The organism is Pseudoclavibacter sp. VKM Ac-2888, assembly GCF_015351285.1.
GTDB lineage: Bacteria > Actinomycetota > Actinomycetes > Actinomycetales > Microbacteriaceae > Pseudoclavibacter.
Window position 1 is genome coordinate 2,233,149 of the sequence record NZ_JADKSM010000001.1, and the last position, 15,900, is coordinate 2,249,048.

14 protein-coding genes are annotated in these 15,900 nt (G+C 70.7%); 3 read left to right on the top strand and 11 right to left on the bottom strand.

Annotated elements, in window-relative coordinates:
• The first annotated feature begins 153 nt into the window (after positions 1–153).
• The gene (locus tag ITJ61_RS10565) at positions 154–1,479 is read left to right on the top strand and encodes an APC family permease (protein WP_194686135.1); all 1,326 of its coding nucleotides are present in this window, start codon (positions 154–156) and stop codon (positions 1,477–1,479) included.
• Between the two features lie 114 nt (positions 1,480–1,593).
• Positions 1,594–2,547, top strand: a complete 954-nt coding sequence (locus ITJ61_RS10570; RefSeq protein ID WP_194686136.1) for a manganese catalase family protein — start codon at positions 1,594–1,596, stop codon at positions 2,545–2,547.
• 31 nt (positions 2,548–2,578) lie between these two features.
• On the opposite strand, the gene ITJ61_RS10575 is transcribed toward ITJ61_RS10570, so the two are convergent.
• From ITJ61_RS10575 to ITJ61_RS10615, 9 genes are all read right to left on the bottom strand, one after another.
• Positions 2,579–4,114: an HNH endonuclease signature motif containing protein gene (locus ITJ61_RS10575; RefSeq protein WP_194686137.1), complete on the bottom strand. Its 1,536-nt coding sequence runs from the start codon at positions 4,112–4,114 to the stop codon at positions 2,579–2,581.
• A gap of 102 nt (positions 4,115–4,216) precedes the next feature.
• A complete protein-coding gene (locus ITJ61_RS10580) occupies positions 4,217–5,770 on the bottom strand; it encodes a PepSY-associated TM helix domain-containing protein (protein WP_194686138.1) in 1,554 nt (517 codons plus the stop codon).
• On the bottom strand, positions 5,728–6,966 hold the full coding sequence (locus ITJ61_RS10585) for a Dyp-type peroxidase (RefSeq protein WP_194686139.1): 1,239 nt from the start codon (positions 6,964–6,966) through the stop codon (positions 5,728–5,730). Before ITJ61_RS10585 ends, ITJ61_RS10580 begins: the two co-directional genes overlap by 43 nt.
• Positions 6,966–7,619, bottom strand: coding sequence for a copper chaperone PCu(A)C (locus tag ITJ61_RS10590; protein WP_228496647.1), 654 nt, complete (start codon positions 7,617–7,619; stop codon positions 6,966–6,968). Before ITJ61_RS10590 ends, ITJ61_RS10585 begins: the two co-directional genes overlap by 1 nt.
• A gap of 49 nt (positions 7,620–7,668) precedes the next feature.
• A complete protein-coding gene (locus ITJ61_RS10595; protein ID WP_194686140.1) occupies positions 7,669–8,376 on the bottom strand; it encodes a copper resistance CopC family protein in 708 nt (235 codons plus the stop codon).
• 140 nt (positions 8,377–8,516) lie between these two features.
• Positions 8,517–9,353, bottom strand: a complete 837-nt coding sequence (locus tag ITJ61_RS10600) for a hypothetical protein (protein WP_194686141.1) — start codon at positions 9,351–9,353, stop codon at positions 8,517–8,519.
• Between the two features lie 22 nt (positions 9,354–9,375).
• The gene (locus ITJ61_RS10605) at positions 9,376–10,695 is read right to left on the bottom strand and encodes a glycosyltransferase (RefSeq protein WP_194686142.1); all 1,320 of its coding nucleotides are present in this window, start codon (positions 10,693–10,695) and stop codon (positions 9,376–9,378) included.
• Positions 10,692–11,393: a lysophospholipid acyltransferase family protein gene (locus ITJ61_RS10610; protein ID WP_194686143.1), complete on the bottom strand. Its 702-nt coding sequence runs from the start codon at positions 11,391–11,393 to the stop codon at positions 10,692–10,694. The genes ITJ61_RS10605 and ITJ61_RS10610 overlap by 4 nt, the downstream gene beginning before the upstream one ends.
• Positions 11,394–11,463: 70 nt before the next feature.
• Positions 11,464–12,060, bottom strand: a complete 597-nt coding sequence (locus ITJ61_RS10615; RefSeq protein ID WP_194686144.1) for a hypothetical protein — start codon at positions 12,058–12,060, stop codon at positions 11,464–11,466.
• Positions 12,061–12,230: 170 nt separating this feature from the next.
• Between ITJ61_RS10615 and ITJ61_RS10620 the strand changes: the two genes are divergently transcribed.
• On the top strand, positions 12,231–13,277 hold the full coding sequence (locus tag ITJ61_RS10620; RefSeq protein ID WP_258063719.1) for an alpha/beta hydrolase: 1,047 nt from the start codon (positions 12,231–12,233) through the stop codon (positions 13,275–13,277).
• Between the two features lie 92 nt (positions 13,278–13,369).
• Here the strand turns inward: ITJ61_RS10620 and ITJ61_RS10625 are convergent, their stop codons facing one another.
• The gene (locus ITJ61_RS10625; protein WP_194686145.1) at positions 13,370–14,851 is read right to left on the bottom strand and encodes an MFS transporter; all 1,482 of its coding nucleotides are present in this window, start codon (positions 14,849–14,851) and stop codon (positions 13,370–13,372) included.
• Between the two features lie 17 nt (positions 14,852–14,868).
• Positions 14,869–15,891 carry an ABC transporter substrate-binding protein gene (locus ITJ61_RS10630; RefSeq protein WP_104240009.1) on the bottom strand — a complete coding sequence of 341 codons (1,023 nt, stop codon included), beginning with the start codon at positions 15,889–15,891 and terminating at the stop codon, positions 14,869–14,871.
• Between the last annotated feature and the right edge of the window lie 9 nt (positions 15,892–15,900).

Sequence of the window (15,900 nt, forward strand, 5' to 3'; positions counted from 1 at the left end):
CCAACGGTAGCAACAGCCAGGACCATTGGCCAGGCCTGAGGCGCGGTCGCTGCGGATGCACAGGGGCCGTCGGATGCACACCGTCGGATGCACACCACGGCGCACCTGACAAGGGGCGGGGGCATCCATCCCGACGCGGCACAGACTCTGAGCATGTCCCCAACCACGCAGCCCCCATCGCAGACTCCGGCACTCAAACGCGACGTCACGGGGCTGCTGCTCTTCGTGTTCATCCTCGGCGACGTGCTCGGGGCCGGGATCTACGCCCTCGTCGGCACCATCTCAGGCGAGGTCGGCGGCGTCACCTGGCTGCCGCTGCTCGTCGCCCTCGGCCTGGCCCTGCTCACAGCGGCGTCGTACGCGGAGCTCGTCACGAAGTACCCGAAGGCGGGCGGCTCCGCGGTGTTCGCGCAGCGCGCCTACCGTTCGGAGTTCGTGTCCTTCATGGTGGGCTTCTGCATGCTCGCGGCCGGCGTCGTGAGCGCGGCGAGCCTCGCACTCGCGTTCAGCGGCGACTACCTGGCCACGTTCGTCGATCTGCCGCCAGTGGTCGGCGCATCCCTGCTGCTTGTGCTCATCGCCCTCGTCAACCTCCGCGGCATCAAGGAATCGCTGCGCTCGAACATCATCATGACGTGCATCGAGCTCACCGGTCTCGTCTTGGTCGTGGTCCTCGTGGGGGTGCTCGTCGGCAACGGCGGTGGTGACATCGGCCGGGCAGTGTCATTCGGCGACGGCATCAGCCCGCTCCCGGCCGTGCTCGGCGCGGCCCTGCTCGCCTACTACTCCTACGTTGGATTCGAGACGTCGGCGAACCTCATCGAGGAGGTGCGCGAACCGTCGAAGGTGTACCCGAAGGCCCTCTTCTTCTCGCTGCTCACCGCCGGCTTCATGTACATGCTCGTCGGCACCGCCGCATCCATCGCCGTGCCCGCCGGCGAGCTCGCCGAGTCCACCGGCCCGCTGCTCGACGTCATCGAGGCGACCGGAGTGCCGGTTCCGGCTTGGCTGTTCAGCGCGATCGCCCTCATCGCGGTCGCCAACGGAGCCCTGCTGACCATGATCATGGCGAGCCGTCTCACCTACGGCATGGCAGGGCAGGGCCTGCTGCCCCGGATGCTCGGGCGCGTGCTCCCCGGGAGGCGCACCCCGTGGGTCGCCATCATCGTCACCACCGTCTGCGCCATCGTGCTCACCGCAACCGGCGGCATCGCCGTGCTCGCCGAGACCGTCGTCATCCTGCTGCTCATCGTGTTCATCAGCACCAACCTCGCCGTGCTCGTGCTGCGTCGCGACAAGGTCGAGCACGCCCACTTCCGAGCCTGGACGGCGCTGCCCGTGCTCGCGATCCTCTCCTGCATCGTCCTGCTCACCCAGCAAAGCGGCGAGGTGTGGCTGCGCGGCGGGATCATCGTCGCGGTCGGGCTCGTCACGTACGTCGTGCTGCGCTTCGCGCGGCGAACACGGACGAGGGACTGAGGTTCTACACCCCCGCGGCCATTCGCGATACCCCACGGGGAAACACAGGGCGGCTTGGTCTGGTTGCGACAGCGGCGTCTTCTTGGCGTCGCGCTCGATGACGAGGAGACACCCATGTACTTCCACGCACAGACCTGGATCAATGACATCGCCGACGGCGAGCCAGACCCCGCAGCGGCGAACGCGCTCCAGGAGGGGCTCGGTGGGCAGTTCGGCGAGATGCGCACCATGATGCAGTACCTCTTCCAGGCGACGAACTTCCGGGGCCCCACCGCGAAGCCCTACCGCGACCTCATCCAGGGCATCGGCACGGAGGAGATCAGCCACGTCGAGCTCATCGGGACGACGATCTCGCGCCTCCTCGACGGCTCCCCCGAGTACACGGGCAAGCTCACCGACCCCGTCGACAAGCCGGGCGCCGGCGGCGCGACGCCACTGAAGATCGCGCTCGACACGAGCAACATCCACCACTATCTCGTGGGTGCGCAGGGTGCGCTGCCGGTGGACGCGGCCGGCAACCCGTGGAGCGGCAGTTACGTGTACAACTCCGGCAACCTGCCCCTCGACCTGCTGTACAACCTCATGCTCGAGTCGACGGGGCGCCTGCAGAAGTGCCGCATCTACGAGATGACCGACAACCCGACGGCGCGCGGCACGATCGCCTACCTCATCGTGCGCGATCAGGCGCACGAGAACGCCTACGCGCGGGCGCTGGAGACGCTCGGCGTGAGCTGGAAGTCGCTGCTGCCCATCCCCAAGACGAACGCCGAGGCGTTCCCCGAGGTGAAGGAGCTCCTCGACCTGGGGTTGCAGAGCAAGCAGTACTCGTTCGACCTCGACGGCAAGTCGGAGGCGGGCAAGATCTTCCAGGGAGCGTCGCCCTCGAAGGACGGGACGACGCTGGACGCCTCCGAGCAGGCGCCGGCCGGCGCCCCGTCGTTCATCGCCGACGAGCGTCTCGAGGAGTTCGCGCCGGGGCTCGACGCCGAGCTGCTCGCCCTCATCCAGGCGACGGCCGAGCTCGAGCTGTCGGAGGTCAACGGGTTCTACGGGCCGACAACGAAGTAGAGCGAAGACAGGGCAGCGCGACCGGCCCCGGTCAGAACGGCGGAGGGTCGAGGCCAGAGGCTGGGCCAGGCGACGGGCCAGGCGACGGGCCAGGCGCCGGGCCAGTCGACGGGCCAGTCGACGGGCCAGTCGACGGGCCAGTCGACGGGCCGGTCGACGGGCCAGAAGCCGAGTCAGCGTCTGGGCCAGCGACTGGACCAGAAGCCGGGCCAGAGAACGGGCCAGACGCAGATCCCGGCGGTTGCACCCGGTAGGTGCTCCCGCGGATCTCGATGCTGGGCGCACCGCCCGGCGAGGGCCCGAAGGTGACGCCGCGCGGTTCAGGAGCGTCGACCAGGACGATGCCGCTGGGCGAGGTCCACTCGAGGACCCCGCCCGGCAGCTGGCGGACCCGCCAGGCCGTGTTGCCTTTCACCGTGTGGTTCCAGCGACACAGCCCGGCGAGGTTGACGAGGCTCGTCGGTCCACCCTCGGACGCCGGGATCGTGTGGTCGAGGTCGCACTTCTCGGCGGGGAGGCGACACCCCGGGAACCGGCAGTGCACGTCTCGAGCGCGCAGCCACGCACGCATCTCCTCGGTCGGCCGATAGCGGTCTACCTCGACCACCGTTGCCGTGATCGGGTGGGTCAGGATGCGCTCGAAGCTCGGCACGTTGGCGGCGAGGGCCTTCGCGACGCTCATCGGGATCGGCGTCACGCCGTCCAAGAGCGCGGGAGTCGTCTCGAGCGGGCTCCCGTCGCCTGCCCTGGCGTCGAGCATCGTCAGCACCGGCATCGTGACCGATGCCTTCGCGGTGATGCCTGCCGCAGCCGGGCAGGACGTCAGCTCGCCGGTGAGGAGCAGCTCGACGAACACGTCGGCCCGCACCTGGTGGAAGGTTCGCGGGTCGTCGGATTCGCCGCCCCGCGCCGCGATGATGGACTTCGCCATTTCGGACAAGCGCCCGTCGATCGCCGTGAGCACCGGCAGCGAGTGCCGCGCGCCAAGCGACGCCATGCCGTCCGCCTCGCGCGTGACGAGCACAGCCCGCGACCCCATCGCCTGGTCGTAGCGTTCCTCCAGCGACGAAGCCGTCAGTCGCTCGGCCTGCTTGATCGCGAAGTCCTTCAACCTGCCCGGCGACGTCGACCGGGCCTTCTCGAGCGCAACCTGCACGAGCAGCTCACGCCGCGCGGCCTGTTCCGCTGGGTCTTCGTGCACGACGATCGTGCCCGCCTCGCACACGATGCGCGCGTGCGCCATCGACACCTCACCGGCCGCGAGCGCCGCGTGCACAAGCGGGAAGTCCTCCGTGAGAACCGCCGAGCGGCCCATGATGCTCGCGACGGCCTGCCTCGAGGTGTTCGTGACCGCCGCGATCTCCGCCTTCCACGACCGCAGCGCCCACTCCTGCTCGAGGGTGCCCGCTCGCTCATCTTCAGCGACCCCGGTTCGTGCCGCCAGCGCGTAGACGCGCGCCTGCTCTGCCTGCGCGCGGGCCACGGCGGCGTTCGCCTCGGCGATCAGGGACACCAGCAGGAAGCGCTCGAGGTTGCGCACGCGCTCGACCATCTGGGCAGGTGGCATCCACCCTTCCGGGATCCTCGTTGCGAGCGCTTCATCGATAATGCGACCAGCTTCCCCCGAACCACCGACATTCTTGGTCCGGTCCGACGACACGCTCGAAACTCACCGCTGAAGATGAGGAGTTCTGCTGCGCTCCTTTCCCCGACCCCGACCCCGACGCCCGACCACGCCAACGGCGAGGTCGACCAGCAGGAACGCGGCGAGGCTGGCTCCCATGAGCGGCAGGAACACTCCGACCGCTGCCGCACCCGCCAGCACGAGCAGGACGCCCCACCACGGCGCGCGCCGGAGCGCTCCCCGCGGTGGAGACGCGCCGACACGACGCGACGGGTCGTGCTTCGGGCGCCGCTGCCACCACATGGCATAGCCCCACACGACCATCGCCGCGATGCCGATGGCGACGGCGAACAGCACGAGCTGGTTGGCGAGGCCGAACATGGAGCCCATGTGAAGGTCGATGCCCCATCGGCTGAGCTTCGCGACCGGCCCGAACTCGGCGAAGTCGACCCGGTCGACGACCTGCATCGTCGCGCCATCGATGGCCACCGCATCCACCTCGGTCGGGAAGCTGCGCTGGATCTCCTGCACGACCCACGACGTGCCCGGCTCGGCCGGCGGCCTGATCTCGACGAGCCCCGTGTTGACGTTCACCTCGCGCGCGACCGAGAGCACCGAGTCGTAGGCGCGCGGGCTCAGCGCTGCGACGTCGGCACTCGGCGTCGGCGCACCGTGACTGTGCCCGTGCCCGGTGTGCTCGTCGTGCTCGTCGGCAGCTGGGCCGCCCACGCCGTCGAGGCTCGTACTGACCGACGGCGTCGTCCAGCCCACGGCGGCGCGCAGCTCACTGAAGTTCGCCCCGCCGTACTGCGACCAGGTGATGCCCGTGACCGACAGGAAGAGCGCCCCGGCGAGCACCCAGATGCCGGTGGATGCGTGCAGGCTGCGCGTGCGAACGAACCCTGTCGCAGCGAGGTTCGGCCGCAGCAGCTCGCGCTGCTGCGACGCCCGCTTCGCACTGCGAGCCCGCAGATACCTGGTCGCCCAGAGGCCAGCTCCGGCGAGTGCGACGACCCCGAGCCAAGACGCCGCGAGCTCGCTATAGAGCCTGCCGGCATCGCCGAGGTGGAGGCTGCGGTGCAGGTCGGAGACCCAGGTTCGGAACGGCAGGGAGCCCGAGGTGCCATACACGGGCAGGTCCCCGCGCACCTCGGCGGTCGCGGGATCGACGAAGACGGCTCTGGTCGTGCTCTCCCCCAGCCCGGCATCCGCGTACATGACCCGCGTCGTGTCGCCGGGTTCCGGGGCCGGCCGCACCGCGACGATCGCCGGGGCTGCACCGTCCGCACCGGCCGCACCGGCCGCACCGTCCGCACCGTCCGCGATGTAGGCGTCGGCCGCCTCGATCTGCTCGGCGAGCGGCAGGACCTCGTCCGCCGTCGGCGCGTGCAGCTCGCGGTCGTACACGAGCTGCTCGATCTGCGGTGTCAGCGCGTACAGTGCGCCGCTCAGCGCCGCGATGAGGATGAACGGGCCGACGAACACGCCGGCGAAGAAGTGGAGGCGCATCAGCAGCTGAGCGAACCAGCCTTGCCGTGGAGTCGGACGCGCAGCGCTCACGCGAGGATCCCCTCTCCGATGTAGCCGCCTTCCGCGCATCCGGGTGGGATGGCGAACACCGCGGAGCCGATCGGCGTCGTCCACTCGTTGAGCAGATCGAGCTCGTCGAGGCGCCGCTGCACGGGCACGAACTGCGCGTCCACGTCCGCCTGGAAGGAGATGAAGAGCAGGCCGGAGTTCGAGATCTGCTCGCCGCTCGGGGCGTCGTCGTAGTTGTAGCCGCGGCGGAAGAACCGCTCCGCCGTGTTCTCCGACCGCGCCCGCCGCAGGTGCGAGAACTCGGCGATGACGGGGAATCCCGCGGCGTTCTTGGCGGTGAAGTCGGGCTCGTCGTGCTCCTGGGTTCCGGTGAGCGGGGCCCCGTTCGCGAGGGTGCGCCCGACCGACTGCTCGCGGCCGCTGCGGTCGAGCCTGTCCCACTTGTCGAGGTCCATGCTGATGCGCCGCACCACCATGCCCGTCCCTCCCGCGAACGCGCCTTCCGTGATCCACACGAGCTGCTCGAAGTCGACGGTCGGCGGCGCGGGGTTGACGGTGCCGTCGACCTGCCCGAACAGGTTCCGCATCGTCGTGCCGGATGCCTCGGAGCCGCGTGCCCGGCGGAACCCGGGCTGCGTCCACCGCACGGTCGCGAAGCTGCGGGTGTCCTTCAGCAGCATCCGCAGCGCGTGGGCGACGGTGAACGGATCATCGGCGGCGACCTGCAGGAGCAGGTCGCCGTCGTTCCACGCGTCCTCGAGGCGGTCGATGCCGAAGGCGGGGAGTGGCCGCAGCCAGGCGGGGGCCTGCGTCGAGGAGGGGGAGGCGCGGCGGACGAACTCCGGCCCGAACCCGAACGTGACCGTGAGGTTCGCGGGCACCTGCGCGAGCTCGGGTTCCGAGTCGGCGAGCGCCGGTTCGCCGCGTGCGAGCCTCGCCGCGTCGTCGGTGAGGAGCTGCATGAGGCGGCGCAGCGCGTCGCGGTCGGTGCCGTCGCGCAGGTCGAGGGCGACGAGTGTCGCGTGCGCCTGTGGCGGCGTCGCGATGCCGGCCTGATGCTGACCGTAGAACGGGACGGTGTCGTCCCCCGGCAGGGGAACGGGAACGCTGTCGTCCTGGCTCGCAACGGGTGCCGCGAGGCGGAGCGCCTGGTCTGCGCCGATGGCCGCGGCCGCGCCGAACCCGGCGACAGCTCCTCCGAAGAGGAGCTGCCGCCGAGTCGGGCGGGTGCGACCAGGGCTCTGGTCGCCGTGCATCAGCTGTTGTCCGCGTGGTCGCTGTTGTCCGCGTGGTCGCTGTTGTCCGCGTGGTCGCTGTGGTCGGCGTGGTCGCTGTTGTCCATCTCCATGTCGCCGCCCATGTCATCCATGTCGCCGTCTTCGTAGGTCTCGTTGGCGCCCGCGTAGTCCTTGGCAGGGGCGGTGAAGTCGAGCGTCGAGTCGTCCGAGAACGTGAGGGTGAACGTGACCTCGTCGCCAGCGACGATGGGCTCCGGCAGGTCCATGAGCATGATGTGGTTGCCACCGGGCTCGAGGGTGAGCGCTTCGCCAGCTGCGATCATGAATCCGCCGCCCTTCTCGCGCATCGTCATCTCGCCGGTCTCGTTCGCGACGGTCTCGTGCAGCTCGAGGGCGGTGGATGCCGGGCTCGCGACCGAGACGATCGTCACGTCCCCGGCACCCGTGTTCTCGATCTCGCCGAACGCGGCGGACATGCCGGAGTCCTCGGCCTTGACCCAGGTGTTCTCGACGGTGACGGACTCGGCGGCGGGCGTCGCCGAATCGGCATCAGCCCCGGTCGCGGTGCTTGCCGTCGCGCACCCCGTGAGGGCGAGCGCCGCGGCCGCGAGGAACGCCGCTGCTGCGAGGGGGCGGGTGGTGGTGGTCGTCATGCTGGTCGTGCTGGCCATGAGTGGGGTTCCTTTTCGGGAGGAGAAGTGAAGGTGTTGGGCGGCCGAGTCAGCGCGCATCGGCGTCGCCGTCCTGCTGGGCGCCCTTGCGGGAGCGGACGATCACCCAGGCGACGCCGAGCGCGACGACCGCGCCCAGCCCGCCGATGAGGAGCAGCCGCGGCACGTCGAACGCCGACCGGGAGGTGACCTCGGCCGTGGGCTCGGTCGTCGCTCCGGAGTCGGACTCCGAGGCAGGGGCCGAATCGGCGTCCGGCACGACCGCCTCGCTCGGCGCCGGTGTGGCGGCCTCAGCGGCGAGCGCATCCGCTGCACTCACATCGCCGACCGTGAACGGGATCGTGCCAGTGATCGGGTGCCCGTCTGACGAGACGACGCGCCAGTTGATGGTGTAGGAGCCGTCCGGCAGCGCGTCGTCGATGGTGCTCGTGACCGCGGAGCCGTCGATGACCGGTTCGCCGGTCGCCCAGGCGGTGCCGTCGGCGTCCTCGAGGACGATCATCGGCCCGATGTCCATGATGTCGGCGGAGTAGCGGAGCGTGACGTCGGCGGGTGCCGCGTCGAGCGCCGCCCCCGGCGCTGGTGCGCTCTCGATGAGCTGGTCGTGCCCCTGCGCGGGGGCCGCGCCGGCGAAGCCCAGGAGGCAGGCCACGAGCAGCGCGAGCACTGCGGAGGCCGCGCGGAGGGCGCGCTTCGGTTCGGTGGTCGGTGGGAGGAGTGCTTGGGTCGTGGAAAGGGAAGTTGAGTCGATTGACATCTCGAGAATTCCTCGGGTCTGTCCGACCGCACGCGAACCGAGCGCGCAGAGGGCGCGCGGCTGCCGCGGACGGAGAAAGTTCGACGCCGACCAGCACCGGAGCGCCTCCCCCGTGGAAGAGGGGGTGAGGGAATGCGGTGCTAGCTCGGGGTCGCGAACGTTGAGGGTCGCTGGGGCGCGGGCGGGCCGCGTCGCGGCTGCGTGCGCCCGGCGCGAACCGTCAGCGACGGCACCCAGGGCAGGTCGAGTGGCGCCGAGTCGACGGTCGCCGTGGGGCGCGCGCCTCGGGCGAGGAGGAGGAAGATCGTGCGCAGCAACGGCAGCAGCAGCTCGACTGCCGCGTCCTTTGCCTTGACGAGGCTCGCGACGAGCGTCTCGCCGAAGAAGAGGGCGAGGGCCGTCAGCACCGCGGCCACGGCGTGCATCGCCCACATCAGCGCGCCGTCGTGGGCCAGGTGCAGCGCCGCGCCAGAGGGAGCCGCGCTGCCCGCGCTCGACGCGAAGTCAGCCATGGCGGAGGCTGCGGCGAGCTGGCCGTGGCCGGCGTGCGCATCCGCCGCCGACCCCGCGCCGACGGTCGCGGACGGCGTGCCGAGCACGAAGAGCGTGTGGAAGAGGAACTGGCTGGCCCCGACCGACAGGGCCAGGCGCAGCGAGTCGGTGCGGATGCGCGCGAGCAGCAGGCACGCGAGCACGGCAAGGCCGAACGGGAAGGCGACGCCGAGGAGGCCCGGCATCCCGCCACCCGCGAGGACGTGCGAGGCAAGCGCGATGAACGTGGAGACGGAGGCGGCGACGAACGCGAGCTGCACGCGGCGGACCCGGGCGGCATCGCTCGGGCGCTGATCGACGGGCGCGGCCAGGCCGGCCTCGACGTCGAGATCGGTGCCGAAGTCGAGATCTGTGTCGAGATCGAGAACGGTCCCTCGCAGCTCCACTTCACCCATGGCGGGTGTCAGCAGGCCGGTCGAGGTCACCCCTTAAGTCTAGGCGGCTCTTCTACGCCTCGTAGACGCGGCCCTTCCATGCGACACGGCGTCGCCCGGCCAGCGCGTAGACGGGCAGCACGAGCAGCGGACTGATCGGGCCCAGGATCCCCTCCGCCAGGTCGAGCGGCCGGTATCTCCCTGTGATGACGCTCACGAGGGTGCGATCGAGGAGCCCGGCGATGCGGACGAAGTGCAGGATGCGGGCGGTCGCGCCCCTGCCCGCGCTGGCTTGGGCACCCGGCCACACGCGCAGCACCCAAGGCAGCGTGTAGACGCAGATCGTGAGGATGCTCGTCGCCGCCATGAGCGCTCGCGAGCCGTGGTGGAGGCCGAGGAGCGACTTCGCGAAGCCGCGCACGGAGCTGCCGTAGCCGTCGTACATGCGCACGGCGATGGCGGTTCCGCCGCGCGCGACGACGACCCGCCCGCCAGCGGCGCGCATCCGCTCGGCGAGGCGCATGTCCTCGACGAGCTCCCCGCTCACCGCTGTGTGGCCCCCGATGCGGTCGTAGGCGGCGCGGGTGAACGCCATGACCTGGCCGTTCGCGACGACCGGCGCGCGCCGGTGCTGCAGGGCCACGGGCACCGAGCCGAGCACGACGGCGTCGTTCAACGGGGTGATGAGCCGCTCGCCGAGCGTTCGCGTCTCCTGGCGCGGGAACACCGTGAGCAGATCGGCGCGGGACTCGCGCATGGTGGCCAGCAGCGCATCGAGCGCGCCGGGGCTCCAGCGCACGTCGGCGTCGGTGAACACCAGCACGTCGCTCGGGTGCCGCGCGACGGCGTCTGCGTCTGCCTCGGCTGCTTCAGGATCTCCTGACCAACATCGGTGCGATTCCGAGTGTTCTCGGCCCGGAGCGGGCGCTGCCGGCGGATTCTGCACGGAAGTTGGACACTGGCTTGCGCGACCAGCGGGACCGGGAGCGGCACGACCGGGAAAAGGAGCGGGAGCGGGAGCGGGCGCAACTGCCTCTGCGAGCTGCGCGCACGACCAGTTCTTGCCCGTCCAGCCGTCGGGGCGGGGCGCGCCGCCGAGCACTCGGGCGCCCGCCGACTCGCTGAGGGCCCTCGTCGCATCGCTCGACTCGTCGTCGAGCACGACGACCTCATCGGCGCCCTGCCCGAGGAACCCTGGCAGCGTCTCCTGCAGGGTCGCCTCCTCGTCGCGGGCGGGGATCAAAAGCGAAACGCGAGGAGCAGGCTCCCGAGCTGGTGCGCCGGCCCGCAGGCTCGGCTGCGTCAGCAGGTTCGCGAGCAGCACGACGGACCGTGCACCGAGGTAGGCGAGCGCGATTCCAGCGACAGCGCGGCTCGCGAGCCCCCGGTTCACCCGCGCCCCCTGCCGCGCGCCCCGCCGCGGCGCATCCCGAAGCCCTCGGGTCTCGTCAGGTAGGCGAGCATCCGCCCGGCGATCCCGACCCGGTCTCGGCGGAAGCGCTGCGCGTCGAACACGACCCGGTACCCGGGGAGCGGGCGGGCGGGATCGGCGGCGTCGAGCGCCCGGTCGAGCTCGTCGAGCATCGACGCGAGCGCCGCCCGGAGCTGCTCCGGGCGCACCGGTGCGCCGAAGCGGATGAACGCCTCCGGCTTCGCGGCGCCCCGCAGGACGACGCGGATCGCGACGGGCACAAGCGGCACTCCAGCTCGCTCCGCGACCCACTCGGCACCAGGGTGCAGGGCGGACAGGCCGCGTCCGGCGCGCAGCTCGCCCTCGGGAAAGATCAGCGCCCAGTCGCCCGCACGGGCGCGGGCCGCGAGGGTGCGGAGCGCGCGCGGAGGCACGGCCCCGACCAGCCGCAGGAACGGGAAGCGCTGCAGCTGCTCGTCGCCCATCATGACGGCCACGTCGGAGCCGACGTTCCTGGCGAAGAGGCCGAGGAGATAGGCGTCCCACCAGGAGCCGTGGTTCGCGGCGAGCACCGCCCCGCCCGCCGGGGGCGTGCCCGTGACGGCGATCGAGAGCAGCCCCGTCCGCACGTCGCGCACAGCGCTGCGCACGAGCAGTGCGCGGGCCAGGCGAAGCATCATGGTGTGCCCGACGCTATCGCAGGCGAGGGAGCGACAGGCCGGTCGGGTGACAGGCCGGTCGGGTGGATGCTCACCAGCCGCGCAGACCCGCGGCGACGACGCCCCCGACGACGAGCAGGAAGACCAGCAGGTCCGTCCAGGTGGCGACGAGCTCGTTCGTGCTCTTGCCGCGCTTCGCGAGGTGGCGCAGGCCCGCGAGGCCGAGGTAGATCGCCCCGGGGAGCGCGCCGATGAGCCCCCAGCCGGGGACGAGCGACGAGACGAGTGCAACCACGCCGAGGCTGAGGTTCGCGAGGCCGAGCTCTTGGACGACCTGCGCGGTCGCCGCTCCGGTCTTCATCATCGTGTCGGTCGCGGCACCGGTTCCGGTTGCGGTCCCCGTCTCGTCGCGCACGGCGGCGTCGTCGTCGTCGTCATCGTCATCGTCATTGTCATTGTCAGGAGCGTCTTGCGAGTCGTCGTGCGCCGCCCCGAGAATCGTCTGCGTGGTGCGCCGCGGGTTCGTGAGCTGGCTGATGCCGGCGACGATGAGGCGTATCCCCACACCCCAGAACGCGAACCAGATCCCGAACACGATGGCCGGGTTCCCGCCCGCGACGCCCAGGTGGACGCCGCCGAAGATCAGCGGCAGCACCACTGTCTGGAGGATCACGAGGAGGGCGTACATGCACGGTCCGATCGGCGTCGGGATGCCCGCAGCACCACTGCCGATCTGAGCGGTCAGTGCTGCATCGCTGCATCGAGGGAGGGGTGATCTGCACGCTATTGCATGCCGAGTACCGCCGACAACACGGCGACGTGCGTTTACATGGACCGCGGTACTGAAAGAATGGCCGGGTGAGCATCCACCCGAGTGTCACGCCGAAGAAGCCCTGGTACCGCCGGAAGAGCAGGACGGTGCCCCTCGGCGTGCTCTCGGCCGGGCTCGTGGGCGCGATCATCTGGGTGTCGACCCCCTGGCCAGCTGCCATGCTCATCCGCGCCCTGTTCGAGCTCGACGCGAAGCGCACCATCACCGAGATGGAGTCGTTCGCGCCGACCGCCGACACCCTGCAGGCGCAGCTCGACGTCCCCTACGGCGACGACGGATCGGACACGAGCTTCGACCTGTACTCCCCCGCTGGCACGAGCGAGGCACTGCCGACGGTCGTATGGATCCACGGGGGCGCGTGGATCTCCGGCGGCAAGCAGAACGTCGACCCGTACGTGCAGATCCTCGCCGCCGAGGGGTTCACGACGGTCGCCCTGAACTACACGGTGGCCCCCGAGGCCACGTACCCGACGGCGCTCACGCAGCTGAACGACGCGCTCGCGCACCTCATCGAGCACGCCGCCGAGTACAACATCGACCCGAACCGCATCGTCCTCGCCGGCGACTCCGCGGGCGCGCAGCTCGCGAGCCAGCTCGCGACGCTCGCCACGAACCCCGACTACGCCGAGCTCGTCGGTCTGACGCCGGCTCTCGCCGGCGAGCAGATCGCCGGGATGGTGCTGAACTGCGGCATCTACGACGTGAGCGGCATCCCGGACGCGCCCGGGCTCGGTGGCTACGGCTTCCGTGTCGCGCTGTGGGCCTACCTGGGTGAGAAGGACTGGTCGCAGACGCCCGGCGGCCTCGAGATGTCGACCCTCGACTCCGTGACCGCCGACTTCCCGCAGACGTGGATCTCCGGCGGAAACGCCGACCCGCTCACCTCGAACCAGTCGCAGCCGTTCGCGGCGAAGCTGCAGGGGCTCGGCGTGCCGGTCACGACCGTCTTCTACCCGGACGACCACCAGCCCGCGCTGCAGCACGAGTACCAGTTCAAGCTCGAGGGGGCGGATGCGCAGAGCGCGCTCACCTCGACGATCGACTTCCTGAAGTCGGTCACGTCGGCTGCCTGACCGCCGCCCGCAGCCTGCAACCCGCAGCACCGCCGCGCCGCCAATAGGCCGCTTTCACCCCGTTCTCGGCGTCGAAATGGGGCGAAGCTGACCTATCCGGCGGCGTGGTTGGCGGCGGCGGCGGCGGGGGTGGCGGCGGCCGAGATGAGCAGCGCCCCGAGCGATGCGGCGATCGTGATCGACGCGGCCGCCCCGAACGCGAAGCTCGCCGGCATGTTCGCCCCCACGGCGAGGTAGGTGCCCGCGTAGACCGAGAGCGCCAGGGCCGCCGCGAGGCGTTGGCTGAGCTGGAAGAATCCTGCCGCGACCCCGTTCACCCCTGGCGGCGCCTCGTTGAGCGTCAGCGATTGGTTCGATGGGATGAAGAGCCCGGAGAAGAACCCCTGCAGCGTCCCGGCGCCCAGGATCCCGAGCACGATGAGCGGCTCCGATCCGGTCGTCACCAGGGCGATCTCGACGGTCACCACGATGAGCGCCAGGCCGAGGACCCACGTGATCCCGCTGCGGCCGAAGCGCCGCACGAGCCGCCAGCTCAGCATCGACCCGACGACCATGCCGAGGGCGCGGGGCGTGAGCAGCAGCGCCGCAGCGAACGGCGAGTAGCCGAGCCCCTCGATGAGGAACAGCGTGGTCAGCAGTCCGATGCCGAGGGCAGAGCCGAACGTGAGCGCGGCTACGGCGGTCCCGAGCAGGTAGCCGCGGTTGCGGGCGAGCTCGGGATGCAGCACCGCGGCGCCACCCCGCGCGTATACGTGACGCTCCCAGAGGGCGAAGAGCACGAAGAGCGCAACCGCAGCCGCAGCCAGCGCTGCGAGGAGGACCCCGTCGCTCACCGCCGCGACCAGCAGCGCGAGCGTGCCGGTGCCGAGCAGCACGACGCCCACCGCGTCCACCTGTCGCAGCGCACTTCGCACACCGCCCGGCACGGCAGACGGCCGCGGCAGCACGAACACCGCCGACACGATGAGCACCACGGCCAGCGGCACGGCGAGCAGGAAGACGAGCCGCCATCCCGTGTCGTCGGGGAGGACGGTCAGCAGGATGCCCCCGCCGAGCGGTCCGACGAGCCCGGCGGCCGAGCCTGCGGTCGTGTACCCGGAGAGCGCGCGCGAGCGCATGATGCCGCGGAAGGTGTCTTGGAAGAGCCCAAGCACCTGGGGGTTCACGACGCCGGCTCCGAACCCCTGCACGAGGCGGGCGATGATGACGGTGGTCGTGTCGTCCGCGAGCGCGGCCGCGAACCCGGCGACCGCGAACAGCGCGAGCCCGAGCAGGTACAGCGAGCGTCGCCCGAGCAGGTCGCCCAGCCTCCCGGCGCCCACGAGGGCGAGCCCGAACGCGAGTGAGTACGACGACGTCAGCCACTGCACCTGTGCGCCATCGGCGTCGAGGGAACGCTGGATGCTCGGCACGGCGAAGCTGAACACGGCTTGATCGAGGAGGGTCGTAAAGGCCGTCGCGACGCCGAGCGCCAGTATGAGCCCGTCCGGGCGCCCTCGACGACGGAGAGCTGAGGGCGCGGCGAAACCCGCCGCGCCCTCAGCCTTCGAGGACGCGACGGGTTCCGTCGCCATGGGGTGCGCGGCGATGGCTACTCCTCGCGCGGGAGGCCCGCGGGGTTCACCTCGGAGACGTCGATGCGCTCATCCTGCAGTCCCCAGCGGTCGAGGATCGCGTCGTACTGGCCGTTCTCGATGGCGTGATTGATGACGATCGAGACGGCTTCGATGAGGCCGTTGTCCTTCGCGGTGCCTGCTGCGATCTGCGCGTTGGCGGGGAAGCCGCCGTTGAGGGTGCCGACGAGCTTCGTCTCGCCGTCGCTCGCCGCCTTGAACGCGGCGGTCGCGTTCGGGCCGAAGTTCACGTCGACTCGACCCGACTGCAGCGCGAGGGTGCCTGCCGCGTCGTCTTCGAAGTACTGGAAGTCGACCGGCTCGAGCCCTGCGGCCTTGTTCTCCTCATCCCAGGCGACGAGGATCTTCTCCTGGTTCGTGCCGGCGCCGACGATGACGGAGAGGCCCGCGACGTCCTTCGCCTCGGTGATCGACTCGATCTCGCTGTCGGCCTTCACGTAGAAGCCGAGCACGTCCTCGCGGTAGGTGGCGAAGTCGAAGAGGTCCTTGCGCTCTTCCGTGACCGTCACGTTCGAGGTGATGAGGTCGTACTTGCCGGACTGGATGCCGAGGGGCCAGTCTGCCCAGGCGGCGACCTCACCCTTCAACTCGAGGCCGAGCCCGTCGGCGATGAGCTGCGCGAAGTCGGCCTCGCTGCCGAGGCGCGTCACGTTGTCGTCCTCGGCGAGGAAGCTGAGCGGCGGGATGTACGCGCTGCCGACGACGGTGAGCTTGCCCGCCTCGGCGGGCTGCCATCCGGAGGCCTCGAGAGCCGCGATGGCTTCTGGGACCGGGTCGATCTGCGGGCGGCCGTCGACGTTCGCGCTGGTCAGGTCGAACTGGATGAGGTCGCTCGCGGGGGCCGCGCCGTCTGGCTCTGCTGCCGTGACGGGGGCCGACTGACCGTTGACGATGAGGGTCGTGGCGACGACGCCGATGACGGCGAGTGCTGCGACACCGCCGGCGATGACGCCGACCTTCTTCTTGTTGAGCTTTGCCATGGGTGGCAC